The 23,392-nt window shown below is 55.5% G+C and carries 23 protein-coding genes, 3 tRNA genes and 1 pseudogene; 19 read left to right on the top strand and 8 right to left on the bottom strand.

From position 1 onward, the window contains the following. Positions 1-20: 20 nt before the first annotated feature. Both GT756_RS16565 and dgcQ read left to right on the top strand, forming a co-directional pair. Positions 21-932 (top strand): DUF808 domain-containing protein, encoded by a 912-nt coding sequence (locus tag GT756_RS16565; RefSeq protein ID WP_087832156.1) that lies wholly within the window; start codon positions 21-23, stop codon positions 930-932. A gap of 117 nt (positions 933-1,049) precedes the next feature. Next, complete coding sequence (gene dgcQ / locus GT756_RS16560) at positions 1,050-2,729, top strand: cellulose biosynthesis regulator diguanylate cyclase DgcQ (RefSeq protein ID WP_160124927.1); 1,680 nt, start codon at positions 1,050-1,052, stop codon at positions 2,727-2,729. Between the two features lie 299 nt (positions 2,730-3,028). Here the strand turns inward: dgcQ and yodD are convergent, their stop codons facing one another. Beyond that, entirely contained in the window at positions 3,029-3,250 is a 222-nt protein-coding gene (gene yodD / locus GT756_RS16555) for a YodD family peroxide/acid resistance protein (RefSeq protein ID WP_004203478.1), read from the bottom strand. A 135-nt stretch (positions 3,251-3,385) separates the two neighbouring features. On the opposite strand from yodD, the gene dsrB reads away from it, so the two are divergent. After that, positions 3,386-3,577 (top strand): protein DsrB, encoded by a 192-nt coding sequence (gene dsrB, locus GT756_RS16550; RefSeq protein ID WP_004203477.1) that lies wholly within the window; start codon positions 3,386-3,388, stop codon positions 3,575-3,577. Between the two features lie 32 nt (positions 3,578-3,609). On the opposite strand, the gene rcsA is transcribed toward dsrB, so the two are convergent. Then, positions 3,610-4,233 carry a transcriptional regulator RcsA gene (gene rcsA / locus GT756_RS16545; protein ID WP_004203475.1) on the bottom strand — a complete coding sequence of 208 codons (624 nt, stop codon included), beginning with the start codon at positions 4,231-4,233 and terminating at the stop codon, positions 3,610-3,612. 374 nt (positions 4,234-4,607) lie between these two features. On the opposite strand from rcsA, the gene yedD reads away from it, so the two are divergent. Beyond that, positions 4,608-5,042 (top strand): lipoprotein YedD, encoded by a 435-nt coding sequence (gene yedD, locus GT756_RS16540; protein WP_072140493.1) that lies wholly within the window; start codon positions 4,608-4,610, stop codon positions 5,040-5,042. 41 nt (positions 5,043-5,083) lie between these two features. On the opposite strand, the gene amyA is transcribed toward yedD, so the two are convergent. Further along, positions 5,084-6,571: an alpha-amylase gene (amyA, locus tag GT756_RS16535; RefSeq protein WP_004203469.1), complete on the bottom strand. Its 1,488-nt coding sequence runs from the start codon at positions 6,569-6,571 to the stop codon at positions 5,084-5,086. Between the two features lie 200 nt (positions 6,572-6,771). Between amyA and tcyJ the strand changes: the two genes are divergently transcribed. The 5 genes from tcyJ (at position 6,772) to sdiA (ending at position 11,124) form a co-directional block, all read left to right on the top strand. Beyond that, entirely contained in the window at positions 6,772-7,572 is an 801-nt protein-coding gene (tcyJ, locus tag GT756_RS16530) for a cystine ABC transporter substrate-binding protein (protein ID WP_004203468.1), read from the top strand. A gap of 95 nt (positions 7,573-7,667) precedes the next feature. Beyond that, complete coding sequence (gene dcyD, locus GT756_RS16525; RefSeq protein WP_004203467.1) at positions 7,668-8,654, top strand: D-cysteine desulfhydrase; 987 nt, start codon at positions 7,668-7,670, stop codon at positions 8,652-8,654. 15 nt (positions 8,655-8,669) lie between these two features. Then, entirely contained in the window at positions 8,670-9,338 is a 669-nt protein-coding gene (gene tcyL, locus GT756_RS16520) for a cystine ABC transporter permease (RefSeq protein WP_004203466.1), read from the top strand. Next, positions 9,335-10,087, top strand: a complete 753-nt coding sequence (gene tcyN, locus GT756_RS16515; RefSeq protein ID WP_004203465.1) for an L-cystine ABC transporter ATP-binding protein TcyN — start codon at positions 9,335-9,337, stop codon at positions 10,085-10,087. Before tcyL ends, tcyN begins: the two co-directional genes overlap by 4 nt. A 314-nt stretch (positions 10,088-10,401) precedes the next feature. Next, on the top strand, positions 10,402-11,124 hold the full coding sequence (sdiA, locus tag GT756_RS16510) for a transcriptional regulator SdiA (RefSeq protein WP_004203458.1): 723 nt from the start codon (positions 10,402-10,404) through the stop codon (positions 11,122-11,124). Positions 11,125-11,191: 67 nt separating this feature from the next. Here the strand turns inward: sdiA and GT756_RS16505 are convergent, their stop codons facing one another. Continuing rightward, on the bottom strand, positions 11,192-11,416 hold the full coding sequence (locus GT756_RS16505) for a DUF2594 family protein (protein WP_004203457.1): 225 nt from the start codon (positions 11,414-11,416) through the stop codon (positions 11,192-11,194). Between the two features lie 461 nt (positions 11,417-11,877). On the opposite strand from GT756_RS16505, the gene uvrY reads away from it, so the two are divergent. The 8 genes from uvrY (at position 11,878) to GT756_RS16460 (ending at position 18,537) form a co-directional block, all read left to right on the top strand. Beyond that, complete coding sequence (gene uvrY, locus GT756_RS16500) at positions 11,878-12,534, top strand: UvrY/SirA/GacA family response regulator transcription factor (RefSeq protein ID WP_002911539.1); 657 nt, start codon at positions 11,878-11,880, stop codon at positions 12,532-12,534. Then, the gene (gene uvrC, locus GT756_RS16495) at positions 12,531-14,363 is read left to right on the top strand and encodes an excinuclease ABC subunit UvrC (protein ID WP_004203456.1); all 1,833 of its coding nucleotides are present in this window, start codon (positions 12,531-12,533) and stop codon (positions 14,361-14,363) included. Before uvrY ends, uvrC begins: the two co-directional genes overlap by 4 nt. 57 nt (positions 14,364-14,420) lie before the next feature. Beyond that, positions 14,421-14,969 carry a CDP-diacylglycerol--glycerol-3-phosphate 3-phosphatidyltransferase gene (pgsA, locus tag GT756_RS16490; protein WP_004141115.1) on the top strand — a complete coding sequence of 183 codons (549 nt, stop codon included), beginning with the start codon at positions 14,421-14,423 and terminating at the stop codon, positions 14,967-14,969. 150 nt (positions 14,970-15,119) lie between these two features. Then, positions 15,120-15,195 (top strand) — tRNA-Gly (locus GT756_RS16485). A gap of 40 nt (positions 15,196-15,235) precedes the next feature. Beyond that, positions 15,236-15,309, top strand: a tRNA-Cys gene (locus GT756_RS16480). 13 nt (positions 15,310-15,322) lie between these two features. Next, positions 15,323-15,409: transfer RNA gene (locus GT756_RS16475), tRNA-Leu, on the top strand. A 1,479-nt stretch (positions 15,410-16,888) separates the two neighbouring features. After that, entirely contained in the window at positions 16,889-17,770 is an 882-nt protein-coding gene (locus GT756_RS16465; RefSeq protein WP_080935535.1) for a dihydrodipicolinate synthase family protein, read from the top strand. Between the two features lie 98 nt (positions 17,771-17,868). Next, a complete protein-coding gene (locus tag GT756_RS16460) occupies positions 17,869-18,537 on the top strand; it encodes a YecA family protein (RefSeq protein WP_004203454.1) in 669 nt (222 codons plus the stop codon). A gap of 25 nt (positions 18,538-18,562) precedes the next feature. On the opposite strand, the gene tyrP is transcribed toward GT756_RS16460, so the two are convergent. After that, positions 18,563-19,774 (bottom strand): tyrosine transporter TyrP, encoded by a 1,212-nt coding sequence (gene tyrP / locus GT756_RS16455; RefSeq protein WP_004203453.1) that lies wholly within the window; start codon positions 19,772-19,774, stop codon positions 18,563-18,565. Between the two features lie 192 nt (positions 19,775-19,966). Between tyrP and GT756_RS16450 the strand changes: the two genes are divergently transcribed. Further along, complete coding sequence (locus GT756_RS16450; RefSeq protein ID WP_004203452.1) at positions 19,967-20,206, top strand: YecH family metal-binding protein; 240 nt, start codon at positions 19,967-19,969, stop codon at positions 20,204-20,206. 36 nt (positions 20,207-20,242) lie between these two features. On the opposite strand, the gene ftnA is transcribed toward GT756_RS16450, so the two are convergent. Together ftnA and GT756_RS26270 are read right to left on the bottom strand one after the other, a co-directional pair. Beyond that, positions 20,243-20,740: a non-heme ferritin gene (gene ftnA / locus GT756_RS16445; RefSeq protein ID WP_160124926.1), complete on the bottom strand. Its 498-nt coding sequence runs from the start codon at positions 20,738-20,740 to the stop codon at positions 20,243-20,245. Between the two features lie 57 nt (positions 20,741-20,797). Then, positions 20,798-20,905: pseudogene (locus GT756_RS26270) on the bottom strand (hypothetical protein); the annotation flags it as partial. A 244-nt stretch (positions 20,906-21,149) separates the two neighbouring features. Between GT756_RS26270 and GT756_RS16440 the strand changes: the two are divergent. Beyond that, entirely contained in the window at positions 21,150-21,788 is a 639-nt protein-coding gene (locus GT756_RS16440) for an RpiB/LacA/LacB family sugar-phosphate isomerase (protein ID WP_004203450.1), read from the top strand. 37 nt (positions 21,789-21,825) lie between these two features. Here GT756_RS16440 and GT756_RS16435 read toward each other — a convergent pair whose 3' ends face one another. After that, the gene (locus tag GT756_RS16435) at positions 21,826-23,247 is read right to left on the bottom strand and encodes an MFS transporter (RefSeq protein ID WP_124989333.1); all 1,422 of its coding nucleotides are present in this window, start codon (positions 23,245-23,247) and stop codon (positions 21,826-21,828) included. Between the last annotated feature and the right edge of the window lie 145 nt (positions 23,248-23,392).

The raw sequence follows: 23,392 nt of genomic DNA, 5'->3' as shown, positions 1-23,392 counted from the left end.
AAAAGAGAAGGAAAATCATTTTGGCAGGAAGTAGTCTTTTAACATTACTTGATGATATCGCCACGCTGCTGGACGATATCTCCATGATGGGCAAGCTGGCGGCGAAAAAAACGGCGGGGGTGCTGGGCGACGATCTTTCCCTGAATGCCCAACAGGTGACCGGCGTGCGGGCAAATCGTGAGCTGCCCGTGGTCTGGGGCGTGGCGAAAGGGTCGTTCGTCAATAAAATAATCCTCGTGCCGCTGGCCCTGCTGATCAGCGCCTTTATTCCCTGGGCGATCACGCCGCTGCTGATGGTGGGTGGCGCGTTTCTCTGTTTTGAAGGGGTGGAGAAGGTGCTCCACAGTCTGGAAGCGCGTAAGCACAAGGAGGACCCAGCGCAACGGCAGCAGCGTCTTCAGGCGTTGGCGGATCGTGACCCGCTGGCCTTTGAGCGTGACAAAGTAAAAGGCGCGATTCGCACCGACTTTATTTTGTCCGCGGAAATTGTCGCCATCACCCTCGGCATTGTCGCGGAAGCGCCGCTGCTGAATCAGATCCTCATTCTCTCAGGGATCGCGATTCTGGTCACCGTCGGGGTCTATGGCCTGGTGGGGGTGATCGTCAAGCTGGATGACATGGGTTACTGGCTGGCGGAGAAACGCAGTACGCTGGCGCAGTGGCTGGGCAAAGGGTTATTGGCCGTGGCTCCCTGGCTGATGAAACTGCTCTCTGTCGTCGGGACGCTGGCCATGTTCCTCGTTGGCGGCGGGATTGTGGTCCACGGTATTGCGCCGCTGCACCATGCCATTGAGCACTGGAGCGCGGGCCTGGGCGGCATGTTGGCCGCCTTGCTGCCGATGGTGGTCAATCTGGTGCTGGGTTTTATCATCGGTGCGGTGGTACTGGCCGGCGTCAAGGCGGTGAGCCGCCTGCGTGGCGCTGTGAAGTAGTCAGGTGCGGCGCAGCGTATTGGCGCCGCGTGGTCTACGCTAAAAAGCGCGTCCGGTATCGACAGAAACCGCGTGCGCTGACGACGTCAGGTTTGCGCAACGTACTACGAGAGAAAGATGGATAAGCCACTGCGGTTGAAGTTGAAAAAGCGCTACTTCCTGACTCGCCCGGCACATGTGGTTAACGTTTGTTTTATCGTGGTGCTATTTTTCTCCACGCTGCTGATCTGGCGTGAAATCAACGTCCTGGAAGAGGCCTACGTGGCGAACCAGCGCAATAATCTGGCTAACGTCGCGCATGAAATGGATGGGCTGCTGCAGTTTAACATCGACAGGATGATGTTTTTTCGCCACGGTATGCAGTCCGCACTTGAACGCCCCCTCGACGTCGATGTGTTGCACGAGGCCAGCCAGCGCTATCTGAACCAGCGCCATCAGGAGATTTGGCGGGTGGCGCTCCCGAACCGCCGGACGCTGCCGGTGTTTGGCGTCTCGGAGAGCGTCGTCAGGGAGAACCCGCTGCTCTTGCCGGACGATCCGCTGGTGGTCAATGAACTGATGGCGACGCTGGAGCTGGGTTATCTGTTAAATCTGACGCAGCATGACCGCGATTTTGCCGAGCGGATGCAATATATCTCCCGCAGCGGCTTTTTCACCTCGACCCTGCCGCTGCGCGATGAATCGCAGGTGAAGACGCACTATTCGCGCGCTATCAGCGCCCTCTGGTTTACCCGGCAGACCCAGCGGAACAATCCGTACCGCGGCGTTATCTGGCAAACCTTTCCTGACGATGACCCGCAGCTGGAAGAGCAGGTGGTTACCGCCTCGATACCGCTGGATTTTGCCGGTTACTGGCGCGGCGTGCTGGCGATGGATTTCTCAGTCAGCGAAATAAAAGCATTTTTAATCAGCGCGATGAAGGGCGGGCAGGAGGGGGAATACCAGCTTTATGACAGCCATCTTAGCCTGCTGGCCTCCTCTGCGCCGGGGAATGTCCTGACGCTGCTGTCGCCGCGCGAGCAGGAGCTGCTCAGCCGCGCGTTTGCCCATGATAACCAGGGCGGCCTGCGTCTGCTGACGCGCTATATCAGTTGGGCCAAACTACGGAATTTTGACGGCGTGCTGCTGCGGATCCACACCCTGCGGGAAGGCGTACGCGGCAACTTTGGCACCATCACCATCGCCCTGACCCTGATGTGGATCCTCTTCACCTTGATGCTGCTGCTCTCCTGGCTGGTGATCCGCCGTATGGTCCGCAATATGAGCGTCCTCCAGACCTCTCTGGAGTGGCAGGCCTGGCACGATGCCTTAACCCGCCTGCTCAATCGCGGGGCGCTGTTTGAAAAGGCGATGGCGCTCGCCAGCGCCTGCCAGCGCAGCGGACTACCGCTGGCGGTGATCCAGCTCGATCTGGATCACTTTAAGAGCATTAACGATCGCTATGGTCATCAGGCGGGTGACAGGGTGCTGTCGATGGTGGCCAGTACCCTTGCCGGCACTGTGCGGGAAGGCGATTTGCTGGGCCGCGTGGGGGGAGAGGAGTTTTGTGTCGTGCTGCCGAATACCACGCTGCAGGAAGCGGCGGCGATAGCGGAGCGGCTACGCCTGCGTATTCATGGCCGGGAGGTCTTTTTGCATAATAACGTGACGCTGCGGGTCAGCGCGTCGTTAGGGGTAAGCGCCAGCGAAGAGCAGGGAGAGTATCACTTTGAAGCGCTGCAGTCGGTCGCCGATGGTCGACTGTATCTGGCCAAGCAGAATGGCCGCAACCAGGTCTGTTATCGCAGCGAAGCGTGAGTAAAACGTTTCGCTCGCGCCAGCGGATTTGAGATTTATCTTAAAGTAATGTCTGGCGATCGTACTATCAGATGAAACCGGTTTGCGGCTAAGCCTTCTCGCATCAGCCTTGCAGCCCTTTATGCTGCGAAGCGCCGACTTTCTCAATATTTTGCGTCATGAATATCTCTTGTCATGCAAAATAATTGAGGATAATGTTTCAACGCATCGGATTTCCCGGTGTAACGAATTTTCAAGTGCTTCTTGCATTAGCAAGTTTGATCCCGACTCCTGCGAGTCGGGATTTTTTTCGCCCATCACTAGCGGTTGGCTTCACTGGCGCTGAAATCATGAATATCGAGTTCAAATGCCTCCGCCAGTTCGCGCCAGGTATGCGCCCCGCGGCCATCGATACTGGCGCGCTGAGGGTCATCGAGGATGCGGTGGACTTCGCTTTCGCTGATCTCATTAATCGCCGCCAGTAGAGCATCAACGTTCACATCAACGTCGTTCCCGGTCTGGTCTGTCAATCGGTTCTTCATCATTACCCCCCTCGCTGAGCGTCGCTCAAGCCTTTTTAAGTATAGTCGGTCTAAAAAAACGCCAGTCACCGGCCGCGACGCTGCGAGCGGCGTGGTTTTGTTCTACACTGGCTGAAAATAGAGAGGAGATGGATTATGCAGGTGAACGATCGTGTCACGGTGAAGACCGACGGTGGCCCACGTCGATCGGGCGTAGTGCTGGCAATTGAGTCGTTTAGCGAAGGGACGATGTATCTGGTTTCGCTGGAAGACTATCCCCTGGGGATCTGGTTTTTCAATGAAATAGGGCACCCGGATGGGATCTTCGTGGAAAAAGAAATCTCGTAAAACCGAACTGGCGGGACCACCGCCAGTTTGTTTTAGCGTAGATTCACCTGAATACCACTGGTAATGTTTTCGGTCAGCCGAACGATGTGGTAAATCACCTGCTTATTATGCGTCTGTATTTTCTTTTTAATATTACCTTTGTGCGATGATACCGTTTTCGCTTTGATGTTCATTTGCGTTGAAATTTGCGAAGTACCATGCCCGGCCATCCACATTTGCAGCATATTTGATTCTGTTTTGCTTAGCGACAACGTCGGTAAATTCAACTGCCCCAGGCTCGTGTTCTTGTATTTAAGATAATTAACCAGAATGACATCAAGGTCTTTTGGGGTGATCGATTTTGAACTGATTAGCAGATTCTTACGTACCCGCAGATAGCGGTCAAAATGGATGTTCGCCAGCGACATAAAAATCACAAACAGCGTCGCCGGATTTTGCGTGATGATCTGGCGAATAATGTTATTACTTTCATCATCATGCACAAAGCAATCTTCATTCAGAAACACCACCGCCGGGCAACATGACGCACAGTGCCTGTGCAGATCCTCAGCGCAGTTGACCTCAACGATTTCCTGTTTTTTAATTCCCCGACTGGTCAGATATCCCGTAAGTCCTAACCGGGTATAACTGCACAAATCCATAATCATCGTTGACATGACCCATCCTCAATCAACACGTAACGATATACACTTCGCACTGGCTGTGCGAAGCAGTCCTTGCGGGCGGTAATAATAGTAGGTTTAAGAAAGAACCCATTAGTTCCATTAAACTATTCCGCATCTCTGCATATAATTTGCCAGGAAAACTCTTAAAGTAAAGTCGAGAACCGGTAGTGTGAGCGAATTAAAAACAAAAAGTGCCCGTGGCTGCTATGGTTAGGCGCCAAAGATTCTTTTACTTTCAGAATTTCCTTATTTCATATGAAGGTCGCGATGCCTGGCCGTGTTTTACCCGGCTTCTCCGCCCGCAGCGGGGGTGGAAGGCTTAACGCTTTAATGCCACAATACTTTTTTATCAGCTTGTGGGATGAATGATGAAACAGTTAGTTTTTGCTGGCATGGTGGTGGCGCTGGCCGGATGCGTGCAGGTTGATCGTTACGAAGACGTTGTTAAAGCCCCCGCGCCGGCAGGCCTGGAAGGCTACTGGCAGACGAAAGGGCCGCAGAGTGAGATGATGAGTCCGGACGCCATCGCCAGCCTGATCGTCACCAAAGATGGGGACACCTTCGACTGCCGCCAGTGGCAGCGCGTGATCGCCCAGCCGGGGAAACTGATGAACCGCGATAGCGATATCTACAACGTGACCGCTTCCCTGGATATCTACCCGATCGAGCGCGAGGGCAACACCCTTTCCTACGATCGTATGACGTTGACCCGCGTTGAACGTCTCACCCCGGAGTGCGAGAAAGCGTGGGCTAAAGCGCGTGCCACCGCTCCAGTCAGCGCGCCGACCACCGCGCACTAAGATTCCGGCGGGCCACCGCTGGCCCGTCCGGCGTCAGATGACTACAGCACCGCCTCCAGCACCCACACGCTGACGCTTCCTCCGTTACAGGTAAAGGTGGCGCAGCCTTCGCCGTCGGTTTCGACAATCTCTTCCCGATTGCCCAGGAAATCCCGCCAGCGTTTGTTGCCATAATTCTCGCCCAGCGTCAGGGTCTTTTCTCCCTCATCACCATTGGACATCACCACCACGCAGCCGGGATCCTCGTCCGTGCCGCTGCGGCTGAAGGCAATGCAGTTGGGGTGATCGAACCAGAGAGTCTGCACGCCGTGGGCAAAACGCTGACGGGCGTCGATCAGCTCGTGGAGTTGTTCGATAACGGGCATTTCTATGGCGTAGGTTTGTCCGTCGCCGCCGGTATCCTCATAGGAGGCGCCGAAGAGATCGGCATAGAAGACCGAGGGTACGCCATTTTCACGCAACAGGATCAGCGCATAGGCCAGCGGTTTAAACCATGGCTCAACAGGCGCCTCGAGCGCCTGCAGCGGCTGGGTATCATGGTTGGTGACCAGGGTGACGGCATGGAAGGGGTCGGCTTCCACCAGCGTCCCGCTGAAAATCTGGCTCATGTCGTAATCGCGCCCCTGGCGGGACGCTTCATGAAATTTCATCTGCAGCGGGGCGTCGAACAGCATCGTCTTGCCCTCGACCAGATCGATATACTGCTGGAGCTTTTCCACTTCATGGGACCAGTATTCCGCAACAATAAACAGCGGCTGCGGGGCTACCTCCTGAACATGCTCGATCCACGCTTTGTAAAACCATGCGGGGATATGCTTCACAGCGTCAAGACGAAAACCGTCGCAACCGGTTTGCTCCATCACCCAGCGCGCCCAGTATTTGATCTCTTCGGTGACGGCGTGATTACGAAAATCGATATTGGCGCCCATCAGGTAGTCGAAGTTGCCAAGCTCGTCATCGACCTGTTCATTCCAGCCTTCGCCGGTGTAGTCGTTGACGATTTTAAATACACCGTCTTCCGTCGGATTCTCGATGTGGTCAATGCCGCTAAAGCACTTGTAGTCCCAGACAAACTGCGAATACTGTCCGGCGCGCACCGGGAAGGTATAGCGAGTCCATGCCTCGCACTCGATGATCGTCTCGTCAATTTGCGTGCGATCCTGCTCATCAACGCGCTGCACGCGCAGGGCCTCTTTTTCATCGGCGCCCATTTTATGGTTCACCACCACGTCCAGCAGCACGGCGATGTCGTGCTCCTTCAGGGCGTTGATCGCCGCCAGCAGCTGGGTCTTATCGCCATATTTGGTGGCGACAGAGCCCTTTTGATCAAACTCGCCGAGGTCGAAGAGATCGTAGGTGTCATAGCCGACGGAATAGCCGCCCGAGGCGCCTTTGTAGGCGGGGGGCAACCAGACCATATTGATGCCGATTTCGTTAAGACTGGGGGCCAGCGCTTCGACTTCACGCCACAGTTCGCCGCCGGCGGGGTAGTACCAGTGAAAACATTGCAACAAGGTGGGGTTTTTCATCTTCCATGCTCCAGACGTCAACAGGCTGACCTTTGCAGTATGGGAGATATCCCGCAAAACGGGTGAGGAAAGCCCTGAATTTCGCTATACCCTAAAGCGGATCATATATAATAAATTTGCATAAGATGTAGCGTAACGATGTTGGTGTCGGGCCGTTAAGCGCTTTACACTACAGGAAAATCCTAACCTTCGGGGTATCTATGAAATTAGCACTTCTGGGTCGTCAGGCGCTGATGGGCGCGATGGCCGTTGTTTTGATGGCTGGCGTTAGCGTGAAAACTTTTGCGGCGGAAAACCTGCTCAATCAGATTAAAGAGCGCGGCACCCTGCGCGTGGGCCTCGAAGGCACCTATCCTCCTTTTAGCTTCCAGGGCGATGACGGTAAGCTGACCGGCTTTGAAGTGGAGTTCGCCAACGAGCTGGCGAAACATCTGGGCGTGAAGGCTGACCTCAAACCGACCAAGTGGGACGGTATGCTGGCCTCGCTGGATTCCAAGCGCATTGACGTGGTGATTAACCAGGTCACTATCTCTGATGAACGTAAGAAAAAATACGATTTCTCCACCCCGTACACGATCTCCGGTGTGCAGGCGCTGGTGAAGAAAGGCAACGAAGGCGCGATTAAAACCGCGGCGGATCTGAAAGGCAAGAAAGTGGGCGTCGGGCTGGGCACTAACTATGAAGAGTGGCTGCGTCAGAACGTCCAGGGCGTGGATGTCCGCACCTATGATGACGATCCGACCAAATACCAGGATCTGCGCGTAGGCCGTATTGACGCGATTCTGGTTGACCGTCTGGCGGCGCTGGATCTGGTGAAGAAAACTAACAACACGCTGGCGGTAACCGGCGAAGCGTTCTCCCGTCAGGAAGCTGGCGTTGCACTGCGCAAAGGCAACGATGACCTGCTGAAAGCGGTAGATGGCGCGATCGCGGATATGCAGAAAGATGGCAGCCTGAAGGCCCTGTCAGAGAAATGGTTTGGCGCTGACGTGACAAAATAAAGGCCAGCGGTGAAAAAAGGCGCTCCTGGAAGCGCCTTTTTTTATTTAGCGCGTAACTGTGTGCATAATGAAGCATAACTGAGTCAGGAGGGGCCATGTCACTGCAAAATTTAACCCGCTTTCCGCGTCTGGAATTGATCGGCGCGCCGACGCCGCTGGAGTATCTGCCGCGTCTGTCCGATCACCTCGGGCGCGAAATTTTTATCAAACGTGATGATACGACGCCGCTGGCGATGGGGGGAAACAAACTGCGCAAGCTGGAGTTTCTCGCCGCCGATGCGCTGCGCGAAGGGGCGGATACTTTAATTACCGCCGGCGCGATCCAGTCTAACCATGTGCGCCAGACGGCGGCGGTCGCCGCCAAACTGGGCCTGCACTGCGTGGCGCTGCTGGAAAATCCCATCGGCACCCGTGCGGAGAATTATCTGAGCAATGGCAACCGCCTGCTGCTGGATCTGTTTAATACCCAGGTTGAGATGTGCGATGCCCTGACCGATCCCGCTGCGCAGCTCGACGAGCTGGCGACCCGTATCGAAGCGCAGGGGTACCGCCCGTACGTCATTCCGGTCGGCGGTTCAAACGCCCTTGGGGCGCTAGGCTATGTGGAAAGCGCGCTGGAAATCGCCCAGCAGTGCGAAGACGCGGTGGAGATTTCGTCGGTGGTGGTGGCCTCCGGGAGCGCCGGCACCCATGCCGGACTGGCGGTCGGCCTTGAACAGCTGATGCCGCAGGCGGAACTGATTGGGGTGACGGTGTCGCGCGCGGTTGCCGACCAGCTGCCGAAAGTGGTAGCGCTGCAGCAGGCCGTGGCCAACAGCCTTGAGCTGCAGGCGAAAGCCGACATCATCCTGTGGGACGATTACTTTGCCCCAGGCTACGGGACGCCAAATGAGGAAGGAATGGCCGCCGTGAAGCTGCTGGCGCAACTGGAAGGTATTTTGCTCGACCCGGTTTATACCGGCAAAGCGATGGCCGGACTTATCGATGGCATTACGCAGAAACGCTTTAAGGATGAAGGGCCGATTTTGTTCGTCCATACCGGCGGAGCGCCGGCGCTGTTTGCCTATCATCCTCACCTCTAATACAGAAACCACAGCATGCAAGAAAGTATTCAACTGGTCATCGATTCTGCGCCTTTTCTGCTGAAAGGCGCCGTCTTTACGCTGCAGCTGAGCATTGGCGGGATGTTTTTCGGCCTGGTGCTGGGCTTTATCCTGGCGCTGATGCGCATGTCGACCCTCTGGCCGGTAAAATGGCTGGCGCGCATGTATATCTCCATTTTTCGCGGGACACCGCTTATCGCCCAGCTGTTCATGATCTACTACGGCTTGCCGCAGTTTGGCATTGAGCTTGACCCGATCCCGGCGGCGATGATCGGCTTATCGCTGAACACGGCGGCCTACGCGGCGGAAACCCTGCGCGCGGCCATCGCCTCGATTGACAAAGGGCAATGGGAAGCGGCGGCCAGTATCGGTATGACCCCCTGGCAGACGATGCGTCGGGCTATTTTACCCCAGGCGGCGCGGGTCGCTTTGCCGCCGCTCTCTAACAGTTTTATCAGCCTGGTAAAAGATACCTCGCTGGCGGCGACGATCCAGGTGCCGGAGCTGTTCCGTCAGGCGCAGCTTATCACCTCGCGTACGCTGGAGGTCTTCACCATGTATCTGGCCGCCTCTCTGATCTACTGGGTGATGGCGACGGTACTCTCCTCGCTGCAGAACTATTTTGAAAACCAGCTGAACCGCCAGGAGCGTGATCCGAAATGAGTGCGATTGAAGTAAAAAGCCTGGTGAAAAAATTCCATGGCCAGACGGTGCTCCACGGTATCGACCTCGAGGTGCAGGAAGGCGAAGTGGTGGCAATCATCGGCCCCAGCGGCTCGGGTAAAACCACCCTGCTGCGCAGCATTAATCTGCTGGAGCAACCGGAGAGCGGCACTATCCGCGTCGGCGATGTGACGATCGACGCTGGTCGCAGCCTCGGGCCGCAAAAAGGGCTTATCCGTCGGCTGCGCCAGCACGTTGGCTTTGTCTTCCAGAACTTCAACCTGTTTCCCCACCGGACGGTGCTGGAGAACATCATTGAAGGGCCAGTCATCGTAAAAGGTGAAGACAAGCAGGAGTCGATGGCGCGGGCGCGCGATCTGCTGGCGAAAGTGGGCCTCAGCGGCAAAGAGAACAGCTATCCGCGCCGCCTCTCTGGCGGGCAGCAGCAGCGGGTCGCCATTGCCCGCGCGCTGGCCATGCGTCCGGACGTGATCCTGTTTGATGAACCGACCTCGGCTCTCGATCCCGAGCTGGTAGGGGAGGTGCTCAATACCATCCGCCAGCTGGCGCAGGAGAAACGTACCATGGTTATCGTGACCCATGAAATGAGCTTCGCTCGCGACGTTGCCGATCGGGCGATTTTTATGGATCAGGGACGCATCGTTGAACAAGGCGAGGCCAAAGCGCTGTTCGCCTCGCCTCAGCAGCCGCGAACCCGCCAGTTCCTCGAAAAATTCCTGATGCAATAGAGCAGGCGCAGGCGCGGCGGCTCGCCTTCGTGTGAGCCGCCGCAATGAGCCCAATTCCACGCTGGGGCAACACCCCATCGTCACGTCTTTGTGCTATTTACTCCCCTGGCCGTATACACCGCTTCCCATCCCCCCTTGTAGGGTGTAGAAAATGAAGGGAGGGGCCTTAGTTTCAGCGCAGCGAACTGGGAAAAGGCAAGTCTTCAGGCTAATAAATGCGACAGCTACGATATTTTATACATATAAATAAGATTTATGTGTTAGTTTTCTGTATTTATAATAATGATTATCAATCAGGAGTTATTTGCACAGCTATGAGGGACAATGATTTTTTCAGCTGGCGGCGGGATATGCTGCATCAATTTCAGTCCATGGCCGCCGCTCAGGAGGTTTATAATCTCCTGCAACGAGAAACAGAAACGCTGGAATATGATTTCTATACGCTTTGTGTGCGTCACCCGGTGCCTTTCACTCGCCCCCGCGTCACGTTTCAGTCGACCTATCCCCGCGCATGGATGTCTCATTACCAGGCAGAGAATTATTTCGCCATAGATCCCGTATTACGCCCGGAGAATTTTATGCGTGGCCATCTGCCGTGGGAAGATGGGCTGTTTCGCGATGCGCAGGCGTTATGGGACGGCGCGCGCGACCATGGTCTGCAAAAAGGGGTGACACAGTGCCTGACGTTGCCGAATCATGCTCAGGGTTTTCTCTCCGTCTCCGCGAACAACCGTTTGCCGAACGCTTATGCTGAAGATGAGCTGGAGCTGCGCTTGCGAACGCTGACGGAGCTGAGCCTGCTGACGCTCTTGCGTCTTGAAGATGAGATGGTGATGCCGCCGGAGATGAAATTCAGCCGGCGCGAACTGGAGATCCTCAAATGGACCGCGGAAGGAAAGACCTCTGCGGAGGTGGCGATGATTCTCTCGATTTCGGAAAATACGGTCAATTTCCATCAGAAGAATATGCAACGGAAATTTAACGCGCCGAATAAAACGCAAATTGCCTGTTACGCTGTGGCGACAGGGTTAATCTGAAGGCGCCTGCCGTTCTGCGTGCCAGACGTGATACCGGCTGTCAGTCATACTTTCAGCCGGTACAGGATTACTGCCGATAAGCTTGTTTAATTTGCTTAACGGTGCTGGAGAATACGGCGGCCTGAGCCTCATCTTCCATCTGCGCGATCTGCTTTTCCATTTTAATAATCACGCGACCCGCATCTGCCTGGCCCATCGCCTGCAGCATCAGCGTCATCATCGCTTTCAGGCAGGAGACTTCCTGCGCCAGTTCCTGATTATTTTCTGCAGTGGAAAAATCTGGTGTGCTCATCGATATCCTCGTTTACTCGCTGCGCTATTGCGCTCTACTCAATGTGAAGGCCGCGCAGTATACCACAAGCGACAGAAAAAAAAGGAGTGCTTAATTTCTGTTCTCTCATCTGAGCTGTGAATGGTTTTATGCTTCAGATAAGACGTAATAGCCATCGTCAGGCCAATAATTGCCACTATCTATTTAGTACGTTAATAATTGTTACATATTTAGCTTCGTATTTATGCGCTACGTAATCTGTTGTGTTTTTTGTGCCTTCTGTATGGGGATTGTTAAAAAATAAGACTCGTGCAACCGACTGTTCGCAATGACTTTCCACTGAGTGTGCACAGACATTGCCATAAATGAGAGCCAAATCGAGGCGAGGGCATTTTTTTGCCTTTTAAAATAGCAATAAAACCCGGTAATATGTGGGAGATAAAGTATCAGTAGCGTTATCCCTCATTCTGGAGATTATTCCTTTGATCAACGTTCTTCTTGTTGATGACCACGAACTGGTGCGCGCAGGGATACGACGCATTCTGGAAGATATAAAAGGGATTAAAGTCGCTGGCGAAGCCTGCTGCGGCGAAGACGCCGTCAAGTGGTGCCGGGCTAATTCCGCCGATGTCGTCCTGATGGACATGAACATGCCCGGGATCGGGGGTCTGGAAGCGACGCGCAAAATTGCGCGCTCGGTAGCGGGCACGAAAGTGATCATGTTGACCGTGCATACTGAGAATCCCTTACCTGCCAAGGTCATGCAGGCGGGGGCGGCAGGTTATCTCAGTAAGGGCGCCGCGCCACAGGAAGTGGTGAATGCGATTCGCTGCGTCGCGTCAGGGCAACGTTATATTGCCTCTGATATTGCTCAGCAAATGGCGTTAAGTCAGATTGAACCGGAAAAAACAGAATCGCCGTTTGCCAGTTTGTCTGAACGCGAATTGCAGATTATGCTGATGATCACCAAAGGTCAGAAGGTGAATGAGATCTCAGAGCAGCTGAATCTGAGTCCTAAAACGGTTAACAGCTATCGCTATCGGATGTTCAGCAAATTGAACATTCATGGCGATGTCGAGCTGACCCACCTGGCAATTCGCCATGGCCTGTGTAATGCGGAGTCGTTAGCAAGCCAGTGAGTGATGTTTTTGACGCAAAAGCTTTCCTGAAAACGGTAACTAGCCAGCCCGGTGTGTATCGGATGTATGATGCTGGCGGAACCGTCATCTATGTTGGCAAAGCCAAAGATTTGAAAAAGCGGCTCAGCAGCTACTTCCGCAGCAACCTCGCGTCGCGTAAAACGGAAGCGCTGGTGGCGCTGATCGCGCAAATCGACGTGACCGTCACCCATACCGAGACGGAAGCGCTGCTGCTTGAGCACAACTATATCAAGCTGTACCAGCCGCGGTACAACGTGCTGTTGCGCGACGATAAGTCGTATCCTTTTATTTTCCTCAGTGGCGATACCCATCCGCGTCTGGCGATGCATCGTGGCGCCAAACATGCGAAGGGCGAGTATTTTGGTCCTTTTCCCAACGGCTATGCCGTGCGCGAGACCCTGGCGCTGCTGCAGAAGATCTTTCCCATCCGTCAGTGTGAAAACAGCGTCTACCGCAATCGCTCCCGTCCCTGTCTACAGTATCAGATTGGCCGCTGCCTCGGGCCGTGCGTGGCGGGGCTGGTCAGTGAAGACGAGTATGCACAGCAGGTGGAGTATGTGCGGCTGTTTCTTGCCGGCAAAGATGACCAGGTGCTGACTCAGCTCATCGCGCGGATGGAGAAGGCGAGCCAGAACCTTGAGTTTGAAGAGGCGGCGCGCATTCGCGACCAGATTCAGGCCGTCCGCCGCGTGACTGAGAAACAGTTTGTCTCTAACACCGGCGACGATCTTGACGTGATCGGGGTTGCCTTCGATGCCGGCATGGCTTGCGTCCATGTACTGTTTATCCGCCAGGGTAAAGTACTGGGCAGCCGCAGCTACTTCCCGAAAGTGCCTGGCGGCACCGAGCTGGGCGAGGTCGTCGAGACCTTTGTCGGCCAGTTCTATCTGCAGGGCAGCCAGATGCGCACGCTGCCGGGGGAAATTTTGCTCGACTTTAACCTCGGAGATAAGACGCTGCTGGCCGAGTCGCTGTCAGAACTGGCGGGGCGTCGAATCCATGTGCAGACCAGGCCGCGCGGCGACCGGGCGCGTTATCTTAAGCTGGCGCGCACCAATGCCGCGACGGCGTTAACCACCAAATTGTCTCAGCAATCGACCATTCATCAGCGTCTGCAGGCGCTGGCCTCCGTGCTGGAGCTGCCGGCGGTGAAGCGGATGGAGTGCTTTGATATCAGCCACACCATGGGCGAACAGACCGTCGCCTCCTGCGTGGTATTTGACAGCAATGGTCCGCTGCGCGCGGAGTACCGGCGATATAATATCGCCGGCATCACCCCGGGCGATGACTACGCGGCGATGAATCAGGTCCTGCGCCGTCGCTATGGCAAAGCGATTGATGACAACAAGATTCCTGATGTGATCCTGATAGACGGCGGCAAGGGGCAGCTGGCGCAGGCGAAAGCGGTGTTTGCGGAGCTGGACGTCCCCTGGGATAAACATCATCCGCTGCTGCTGGGCGTGGCGAAAGGTAGCGATCGTAAAGCCGGCCTGGAAACGTTATTCTTTGAGCCGGAAGGCGAGGGGTTTAGCCTGCCGCCGGATTCGCCGGCTCTGCACGTGATCCAGCATATCCGCGATGAATCGCATGATCATGCAATCTCCGGCCATCGCAAAAAACGGGCGAAAGTGAAGAACACCAGCTCACTTGAGACTATCGAGGGGGTGGGGCCGAAGCGTCGCCAGATGCTGCTGAAGTACATGGGTGGACTGCAGGGGCTGCAGCAGGCCAGCGTCGAAGAAATTGCCAAAGTACCGGGCATCTCTCACGCTCTGGCAGAAAAGATCTTCTACTCGTTGAAACATTAGGGGCTCTGTAGCAACATAGGGCTAATTTTTACTTACAACAGATAGTTACCCGTCACTATGCAATTTAATATCCCTACGTTGCTTACTCTGTTCCGCGTCATCCTGATCCCGTTCTTTGTGCTGGCGTTTTATCTGCCCTTTAGCTGGGCGCCGTTTGCCTGTGCGCTGATTTTCTTTGTTGCCGCTGTGACCGACTGGTTTGATGGTTTCCTCGCCCGTCGCTGGAACCAGAGTACCCGGTTCGGCGCCTTCCTCGATCCGGTGGCCGATAAAGTCATGGTGGCTATCGCCATGGTGCTGGTCGCTGAGCACTATCACACCTGGTGGGTTACGCTGCCGGCGGCGACGATGATTGCCCGGGAAATTATTATCTCCGCGCTGCGCGAGTGGATGGCGGAGCTTGGAAAACGCAGCAGCGTGGCGGTCTCGTGGATTGGCAAAGTAAAAACCACCGCGCAGATGACCGCCCTGGTGTGGATGCTGTGGCGTCCTTATCCGTGGGTGGAATGGGCAGGGATCGCGCTTTTCCTCGTGGCGGCGGTGCTGACGCTGTGGTCGATGCTGCAATATTTGAACGCGGCGCGCGGCGATTTGCTTGATCAGTGATCGTTTCGCCGTTATTTTCAGCAAACGATGCAAAGTTGCAAAAAATACCGTTGACTCACCGCGAGAGATAAGTAGAATGCAACGCATCGAACGGCGGCACAGTCTTCCAGACGATAACAAAATCAAGTGATTAGCAAATAACTTGATGATGCGGGAATAGCTCAGTTGGTAGAGCACGACCTTGCCAAGGTCGGGGTCGCGAGTTCGAGTCTCGTTTCCCGCTCCAAATTAATAGCATCGGCATAGGCGGGTGCTTCAGTATCAAAGGCGCGTTAGCAAAGCGGTTATGTAGCGGATTGCAAATCCGTCTAGTCCGGTTCGACTCCGGAACGCGCCTCCACTTTATATCCCGAGCCCGGATGGTGGAATCGGTAGACACAAGGGATTTAAAATCCCTCGGCGTTCGCGCTGTGTGGGTTCAAGTCCCACTCCGGGTACCATTGGGATAAAAGCAGAATAATCAAAGCAATAAGCAGTGTCGTGAAACCACCTACGGGTGGTTTTTTTGTTTTTAAATCCCTCTTCATCACGACATGTCATCCTGTTTCTCTTGTCCATCTTGCGCTACACCCGAATTATTGTCACTGGTTAAGCCTGCGCCTGATGATACGGTATGGCGTTCTGACTCCGGGCAAGGAGAGGCTTGAAGTCAAGGTCTGTGGTTGGCACAGACTTCTGGCATAGAAGCTTACCGTAGTGAAGCAGGTCCGGGTCGCGGTGGATAATCGGCTTAACGGGTGGGGGATAAGGCGTTCGGGACGATCTCGCTCCCCCAGGCCAGCAGGGAGGAAGCGAGTGGGTACAAGACGAGACAGCGGACCGGCGTTGAAACCGTCTCTATAGTTCGAGGTTGAAAGAAAGTACTGTCGATATAAATACCATCTCATCCGTAAGCGAGGGGAATTTGCCGGTAAATATTTCTTCAGACTCCGGGGTAAAACGATATAGCGAATAATTGTCCCCAGGAGCGATGCTCTCCAGTTGAATATGAGAGGGTTTCCGCAGTGAAAAAGCTAACAGATAGAAGTTCGTCGTATGCTGAGCAAGTTCGGCGACTAATGCCGGGGGCACCTTTACAAGATTGATCTCTTCTCTGCAGCAAATGACAAAAAGCTTGCCATCCGCGCTTTTTAATATGTTCCTGAACCTCTTTACTGCCCGGACGTAATACGCCTAAACGGTTCGAGGGATCGCGATGGGTGAAAATCGTCCCACAGGCAATCGATGACCATCGCGGGGCAGGAAAAAATCCAGTCAAAAGGCAGAGAGGTGTTTTCAGATTGAATTTTTTCAGTGTCCGCGATGTTAAACAATGGCTTCCTGGCGACACAATGTGCTTTACAGCCAACCGCTCTTGAGTCTCCGTCCCTGATACACATTGTGGCGGGAGACACATATTCTCGAATGCCATTCTGGATGTTGTTAATCCCTTGAACTCGTCACTGTTTATCAGCGATGCGTTAAGAAGTTGTGTTGATTCTGCAAGCGGCTTGTCAGAAGTTGCGTGAGGATCTCCAGGTCGACCCAGTAATATTTTATACGTTGACTTTATTAATCATATTTTTAGATATTTTTCCTGGTTGTCATCTACCATTTTTTATCCATTTGAAGCCGTAGTGGTACCTTATTTAATTGCTGCTTATATATAACAACATCAATCATGCGGTCTTATGGCAAATTGATTCAAGATTGGCAATGCAGCAAAAAATAGCGACTGCAGGGAACGGCGTCGTTGAATATCCTCGGCAGAATCGGGTGGCTATCGATGCCTGGGCTGACAGCGGCAATATCGCGAATAGGAACGCCACGTAGTGGGGAACCACTCCATTGTCACCGGCAATCGCTCATTTGTCCCAGGACAAAACGATCTCTCCCTGCTACTATCGTCCGGACACTTCTCCCAGCCTGCCGGAGGCATCATGTTCACAGGGCTTTGCGCATTTCCGTTGACGCCGCTGCATCAGCAAAATATCGATGAAAAAGCGTTTATTCGTATTCTTGCTCGTCTTACCGATGCCGGAGTCGACTCCCTGGGCATCTTAGGCTCAACCGGCAGCTACGCTTATCTCAGTCGTGAGCAGCGCAAGCGGGTCGTGCAGGTGGCGAAGGCGCATGCCGGGTCGACCCCGATGATGGTCGGCGTCGGCGCCATCGCCACCAGCGAGGTGCTGCGGCTGGTGGAAGATGCCCAGCAGGCCGGGGCGGATGCATTGCTCCTGCCGATGATGTCCTATCAGCCGCTGTTTGCGGAGGAGATCTATGCTTTTTATGAGGAGGTCTGCCGGCATGCCTCGGTGCCGGTTTGCCTGTATGACAATCCCCGTACCACCCATGTGACGTTATCGGATGAGCTGCAGGGGCGCATTGCCGCCTTACCGGCCATCGCCTCGATTAAAATTCCCGGTCTGCCCGCGCCACAGGCCAGCGAACGGGTGGCGGCGCTGCGTCGTCATCTGCCTTGCGGCGTCACGCTTGGCGTGAGCGGTGACGTCCGGGCGACAGCGGGCTTGCAGGCCGGCTGTGAGGTCTGGTACTCGGTCTGCGGCGGACTCTTTCCCCGGATCTCACTGGCGCTGGTAAAAGCCATCCGTCACGGCGACGCGGAACAGGTGGCGGCGCTGAATAAGCAACTGGCGCCCCTCTGGCGGTGCTTTGACCGCTACGGCGGCAGCCTGCGGGTGGTCGCCGCCGCTGCGGCCATCCTGGGATTGTGCGACCCTGACTCGCTTCCCCGCCCCTTGCTGCCGTTAGGGGAGGAGGCCTGTCGCGACGTGGCGGCGGCGCTACAAGGGCTGGCCTGATTGTGTCGGGTCAGCGCAGGCGCAATGGGCGCTGCCGGGTGGCTTTCTGCCGGCATTTCGGCTACTGTAGGCCCGATTTTTACCATGCGAGCCTGTGAATGAATACCGGACCCTTAAACGAAAACGAACTGGAATGGCTGGACGAGACGCTGGCGAAATACGCCACCGAGGGCGCTATTCTGGATGTCTCTGAACTGGATGGCCTGCTGACGGCGATCCTCTCGGCGCCCACCGCTATTGAACCCGCCCAGTGGCTGTTGGCGATCTGGGGTGGCGCAGATAACGTGCCACGCTGGGCCAACGACCGCGAGCGCGATCGCTTTGTCAATCTGACGCTGCAGCATATGAGCGATATCGCCGAACGACTTGAGTCTTATCCCGATCAGTTCGAACCGCTGTTCGGCACCCGCGAAGCGGAAGGTCAGGAGCTGACCATCGTTGAAGAGTGGTGTTTTGGCTATCTGCGCGGCGTGGCGCTGAGCGACTGGTCGACGCTGCCCGCTGAACTTCAGCCTGAGCTGGAGGCGATTGCGCTCCACGGTAGCGAAGAACAGTTTTCCGCGCTGGATAATCTGACGGCGGATGAATTTATCGCCAGTATCGAGCGTATCACCCCGGCGGCGCTGGCGCTTTACCAGTACTGGATGGCGAATCCGCAGCCGGAGGTGGTCCCGCAGCCGGTAAGAAATGAGACGAAAGTCGGACGTAACGATCCCTGCCCGTGCGGCAGCGGTAAAAAGTATAAGCAGTGTTGCTTAGCGAAATGAAAAAGGGGCCGGCTGGCCCCTTCTTTTATCCCACCGCCGGTAACAGCCCGGCGACGATGCAGAACTGGATCGCCACGATGCCGATCCCGCACAGCAGGACCAGCCACAGCGCCGGGGCGCCGCCGGCCACCCGCCAGGCGGCCTGCGGATGCAGTCGGCGACTCTTCATGACCAGCATGGCCGGTAACATCAGGGCCAGAACGGCCAACGCCACCCCGGCGTAGCCCAGGGCCATGACGAAGCCGCGGGGATAGAACAGGGCGAACGCCAGCGGCGGCAAAAAGGTGATCATCCCGCTCTGCAGACGCCCGCTGACGTTGTTTTTGCGCTGAAACATATCGGCCAGATAATCAAACAGCCCGAGCGAGACGCCGAGGAAGGAGGTCGCCAGCGCAAGGTCGGCAAACAGGTGTACTGCCAGCTCCACGTGCGGTGACGCTACCACTTCGCGGATCGCCTCCAGCAGACCGTTCAGACCGGCATGTTGCGCCAGCAGGGCGGTAAAGGCTGGGGCGTCGATACTGCCCAGCGTCGCCAGCTGCCAGAAAATATAGGCCACCAGCGGAATAAAACTGCCGATAATAAACACCCGACGCAGTTTACGGATATCGCCCCCCAGATAGCTGACGATGCTCGGCACGCTGCCGTGAAAGCCGAAGGAGGTAAAGATCACCGGAATGGCCGACAGCGCCAGGCCTTGCTCAACCGGCAGCGTGAGGAGATTCACCTGATGAATGTGCGGCATCAGCAGGGCCAGCATAATCACCAGGAAGACGATTTTGGCGCTAAACAGGAAGCGATTGAACAGGTCGACCAGCGCGGTGCCAATGCACACCACCGCCCCGCCGAGCAGGGTGAAGATCAGTACGCCTGCGGCCGGCGGCAGCTGCCAGTCCAGCCACTGGTTTAGGCTGGAAGCGAGTAATTCGCCGGCGCCACTAATGTAGGCCGCCGTGAGGGCGTATAACAGAAACAGCATGCACAACCCGGTGATCCACTGTCCGTAACGGCCCAGATAGCGCGCCGCCAGAGAACCGAGCCCCATATCGGCAGGGACATGCTGGTAGACTTCCAGCAGCAAAAGGGCGGTATAGCACATCAATGCCCACAGGGTGAAAAGTAAACCCAGCGTGACGGTAAACCCGACGCCTGCGGCGGCCAATGGCATTGCCAACATTCCTGCACCGATTGTGGTGCCGGCTACGATTAAAATACTGCCCAGAGTGCGGTTCTTCACGCTTTTCGCTATCCCTACAGCAAATCACAATAATTTATGCCGCGCAGAGTAGGGGATATTGCGTCTTTCGTCAAATCAGGGTTACAAGCAGTGTAATCAAAACTTTACGAATTCGAAAGGGCGAAAGCCTGCGCTGGCGCAAGGCGCGGGCCGCCGGTCTGGCCTAAGCTGACGTTTTTTTCCGGAGGGGTTATGTCTTCTATACATGGTCATGAAGTGCTGCAGATGATGCTGGCGTCGGGGGAGTGCTGGACGGCAGCTTCGCTGGAGGCGGCCATACACCGTCGCTTTGGCGCAGAGGCGCGCTTTCACACCTGTTCGGCGGAAAATCTGAGCGCTGCGGAGCTGGTGGCGTTTTTAGAGCAAAAAGGTAAATTTATTGCCAGAGCGACAGGGTTTACCACCGCAGAAAATAAGATTTGCCAGCATTAAAAATGCCGCGACGGAGAAGCGTCGCGGCGCGAGCAATTAATTCTGCGTATCGAGAGTGGCCAGCTCTTTGTCGATAAAGTACAGACCTTCACCGCTTTTCCCGGCGAGGGTCAGTTTGTCAATTACCGATTTAAATAATTTCTCTTCTTCATGCTGTTCGGCGACATACCACTGCAGGAAATTAAAGGTCGGGTAATCCTGACTGGTCATAGCCGCGTGCACCAGTTCATTAATTTTTTGCGTGATCAGCTGCTCGTGCTCATAGGTCTGGCGGAACAGTTCATCCAGTGACGCATACTCGGCAAACGGGGAGGCGATGGCGTTGATGCGCGGCAGGCTGCCGGTGTCGGTCAGGTAGTCGAACAGGCGCTGCATATGGGTCATCTCTTCCTGGGCATGGCGGCGCAGGAAGGCCGCAGCCCCTTCAAAACTATGGTAACTGCACCAGGCGCTCATCTGCTGATAAAGAAGAGAAGAATAAAGTTCAAGATTCATCTGTTCATTCAGTTTGTCGATCATTTCCGTTTTCAGCATCGTCGCGCTCCTGGAATTAAAAAATAGATGTTATCGGCTGCCACTATAATTTGTTATTTAATTATTTGCAAAAAGTAAATTTAAAAATATTTTATTTAAAATGCTAATGGGAATAACACGCATTGGCAATTTAATAATAAATGAGAATAGTTTTAATTTATTATTATTTTTTTGCGGAAGCGAAACGACGCCCTCTGCGGGTTGCCTGGTGGGGAGCGCCAGGCGGAGTCGTCCTGATGAGGGGCGACACGGTAACCTGAGCGGCAGAGGCGGTGAAAGTGTGAAGCGCTGCGTAATTTTTAAAACAACTTTTCATAAAATTTGAAAGTTTGTTTTCCAGGTAGTAGAGTGCAGTCAACGCCAATGACATTCTGCGGGCAGGCCCGCACAGCATTCAGGAGAGTAAACCATGAAGATTGCACTGATGATGGAGAACAGCCAGGCGAACAAAAACGCCATCATCCTCAAGGAGCTTAACGCGGTTGCCGACGAAAAAGGATTTCCGGTCTTTAACGTCGGTATGAGCGATGAGAACGATCATCATCTGACCTATATTCACCTCGGGATCATGGCCAGCATCCTGCTGAATTCGAAGGCGGTTGACTTCGTGGTCACCGGCTGCGGTACCGGCCAGGGAGCGCTGATGTCGCTGAACATCCATCCTGGCGTGGTCTGCGGCTACTGTATCGACCCGGCGGACGCGTTCCTGTTTGCCCAGATCAACAACGGTAACGCGCTGTCGCTGCCGTTTGCCAAAGGTTTCGGGTGGGGCGCCGAGCTGAATGTGCGCTTTATCTTTGAAAAAGCCTTTACCGGTCGTAACGGGGAAGGCTATCCGCCGGAGCGCAAAGAACCGCAGGTGCGTAATGCCGGGATCCTCAACCAGGTCAAAGCGGCGGTAGTCAAAGAAAATTATCTCGACACCCTGCGCGCCATCGATCCGGAGCTGGTGAAAACTGCGGTCTCTGGCCCTCGCTTCCAGCAATGCTTCTTCGAAAACTGCCAGGATAAAGCGATCGAAGCGTTCGTCCGTCAGATCGTCGGGTAATCGTTATCAGGGCCAGCGCCGCTGGCCCTTCCATCATTCAGGTTTTCTTCGCCGACACGCTGCTGCCTGCCGTTTTAGCCAGATGCAGGCTGTCGATCATCCCCACCAGACAGATCACCGCGATAAACACAAACGCCAGGCGAAAGCTGATCCCCGGCACGGCGGAAAGGTGCAGCCAGTCGCCGACCTGTTCCCCCAGGCGAATGCCGATCGCCCCAAGCGTGATCCCCAGCCCCACCGCCAGCTGCGACGCGGTACTGAACAGGGTATTGGCATCGCTCATCTGCGCGGCGGGGACATCGGCAAAGGCCAGCGTGCTCACGCCCGTGAACTGAACAGAGCGAAACACCCCGCCGAGATAAAGGATCAGCATGATCGCCCAGACCGGGGTTTGCGGCGTGAGCAGCGCGCATGCCAGCAGCGAACAGACGTTCAGCGCGCCGTTGACCAACAGCAGGCGACGAAAGCCCAGCCAGCGGATCAGCGGCGTGGTGGCGGGTTTAATGGTTAAATTGCCGACAAATACCGCCAGCACCAGCAGGCCGGAGTGAAAGGGATCCATACCGAACCCCACCTGGAACAGCAGGGGGAGCAGAAAGGGCACCGCGCTGATGGAGGCCCGGAACAGCGAGCCGCCGTACATCGTCACCCGGAACGTCGGCACCTGCAGGGCGTCGAGACGAACCATAGGTGCCGCCGCCCGGCGGAAATGACGAATGGAATATAACAGACAACTGAAGCCCAGCGCCGCGAGGGCCAGCGTGGGCCAGATCTCCGGCTGGCGAGCGCCGAGCCGTTCCATCGCGGTGACCAGGCTAACCATCGCCACCGCGGTCGTGATAAATCCTGTCATATCGAAGGCGCGCCGCTCCGTTTCGCGGATATCAGGAATGATGCGCAGCGACAGGATAATCGCCGCAACGCCCAGCGGGACATTGATAAAGAAGATCCAGTGCCAGCTGGCGTAGCGGGTAATAAAGCCTCCCAAAGGCGGGCCGATAATGGGGGCCACCAGCGCAGGCCAGGTGAGGGTGGCGATGGCTTTAATCAGCAGGTGTTTCGGCGTGGTGCGCAGTACCGCCAGACGGCCGACGGGGACCATCAGCGCGCCGCCGATCCCCTGCAGGATACGCATGGCGACAAAGGTATGCACGTCGCTGGAGAGGCCGCAAAAGATCGAGGCAAGGGTAAAAATGGCCAGAGCGAGGGTGAAGATAGCCCGGGCGCCGAAGCGATCGGCGATCCAGCCGCTGGCCGGGATCAGCACCGCGAGGGTTATCAGATAGGCGCTGATGCCGATATTAAGCTCGACGGCGGTGACGCCAAAATCTCTCGCCATGTCGGGCAGGGCGGTAGCGATCACCGTCCCGTCGAGAAACTCCATAAAAAAGGCGCCAGCCACCAGCAGCGCCGGGGCTGAAAAGGCACGTTCGTTACCGGAAGAGATCGCGGTGTTCATGTTGTCGCTGCCATCAAGGGGATCCTCGGCAAAGCGGCAGCAGAGGCGCCGCCAGCCACTCGGGTGGTGAAAAAAACCTGCCGCGGCAGGTTTTATTATCGTTATCGATTTAGGGTACTATTACGCTCCTGAAAAAAGGAGTAAT

The organism is Klebsiella sp. Q2 (assembly GCF_009900705.1).
GTDB lineage: Bacteria > Pseudomonadota > Gammaproteobacteria > Enterobacterales > Enterobacteriaceae > Klebsiella > Klebsiella quasipneumoniae.
The sequence above is the reverse complement of the archived record's forward strand: the minus strand, read 5'-3'. Positions and strand labels throughout refer to the sequence as shown.

What these genes read in the sequence shown, in the direction of transcription:
- yodD (WP_004203478.1), bottom strand. Translation starts at nt 3,250, where the DNA reads ATGAAGAACCGATTGACAGACCAGACCGGGAACGACGTTGATGTGAAC.
- tcyL (WP_004203466.1), top strand. Translation starts at nt 8,670, where the DNA reads ATGCAAGAAAGTATTCAACTGGTCATCGATTCTGCGCCTTTTCTGCTG.
- GT756_RS16450 (WP_004203452.1), top strand. Translation starts at nt 19,967, where the DNA reads ATGTCTTCTATACATGGTCATGAAGTGCTGCAGATGATGCTGGCGTCG.
- GT756_RS16505 (WP_004203457.1), bottom strand. Translation starts at nt 11,416, where the DNA reads ATGAGCACACCAGATTTTTCCACTGCAGAAAATAATCAGGAACTGGCG.
- rcsA (WP_004203475.1), bottom strand. Translation starts at nt 4,233, where the DNA reads ATGTCAACGATGATTATGGATTTGTGCAGTTATACCCGGTTAGGACTT.
- ftnA (WP_160124926.1), bottom strand. Translation starts at nt 20,740, where the DNA reads ATGCTGAAAACGGAAATGATCGACAAACTGAATGAACAGATGAATCTT.
- dsrB (WP_004203477.1), top strand. Translation starts at nt 3,386, where the DNA reads ATGCAGGTGAACGATCGTGTCACGGTGAAGACCGACGGTGGCCCACGT.
- dcyD (WP_004203467.1), top strand. Translation starts at nt 7,668, where the DNA reads ATGTCACTGCAAAATTTAACCCGCTTTCCGCGTCTGGAATTGATCGGC.
- GT756_RS16465 (WP_080935535.1), top strand. Translation starts at nt 16,889, where the DNA reads ATGTTCACAGGGCTTTGCGCATTTCCGTTGACGCCGCTGCATCAGCAA.
- amyA (WP_004203469.1), bottom strand. Translation starts at nt 6,571, where the DNA reads ATGAAAAACCCCACCTTGTTGCAATGTTTTCACTGGTACTACCCCGCC.
- GT756_RS16440 (WP_004203450.1), top strand. Translation starts at nt 21,150, where the DNA reads ATGAAGATTGCACTGATGATGGAGAACAGCCAGGCGAACAAAAACGCC.
- yedD (WP_072140493.1), top strand. Translation starts at nt 4,608, where the DNA reads ATGATGAAACAGTTAGTTTTTGCTGGCATGGTGGTGGCGCTGGCCGGA.
- sdiA (WP_004203458.1), top strand. Translation starts at nt 10,402, where the DNA reads ATGAGGGACAATGATTTTTTCAGCTGGCGGCGGGATATGCTGCATCAA.
- GT756_RS16435 (WP_124989333.1), bottom strand. Translation starts at nt 23,247, where the DNA reads ATGAACACCGCGATCTCTTCCGGTAACGAACGTGCCTTTTCAGCCCCG.
- pgsA (WP_004141115.1), top strand. Translation starts at nt 14,421, where the DNA reads ATGCAATTTAATATCCCTACGTTGCTTACTCTGTTCCGCGTCATCCTG.
- tcyJ (WP_004203468.1), top strand. Translation starts at nt 6,772, where the DNA reads ATGAAATTAGCACTTCTGGGTCGTCAGGCGCTGATGGGCGCGATGGCC.
- dgcQ (WP_160124927.1), top strand. Translation starts at nt 1,050, where the DNA reads ATGGATAAGCCACTGCGGTTGAAGTTGAAAAAGCGCTACTTCCTGACT.
- GT756_RS16460 (WP_004203454.1), top strand. Translation starts at nt 17,869, where the DNA reads ATGAATACCGGACCCTTAAACGAAAACGAACTGGAATGGCTGGACGAG.
- tcyN (WP_004203465.1), top strand. Translation starts at nt 9,335, where the DNA reads ATGAGTGCGATTGAAGTAAAAAGCCTGGTGAAAAAATTCCATGGCCAG.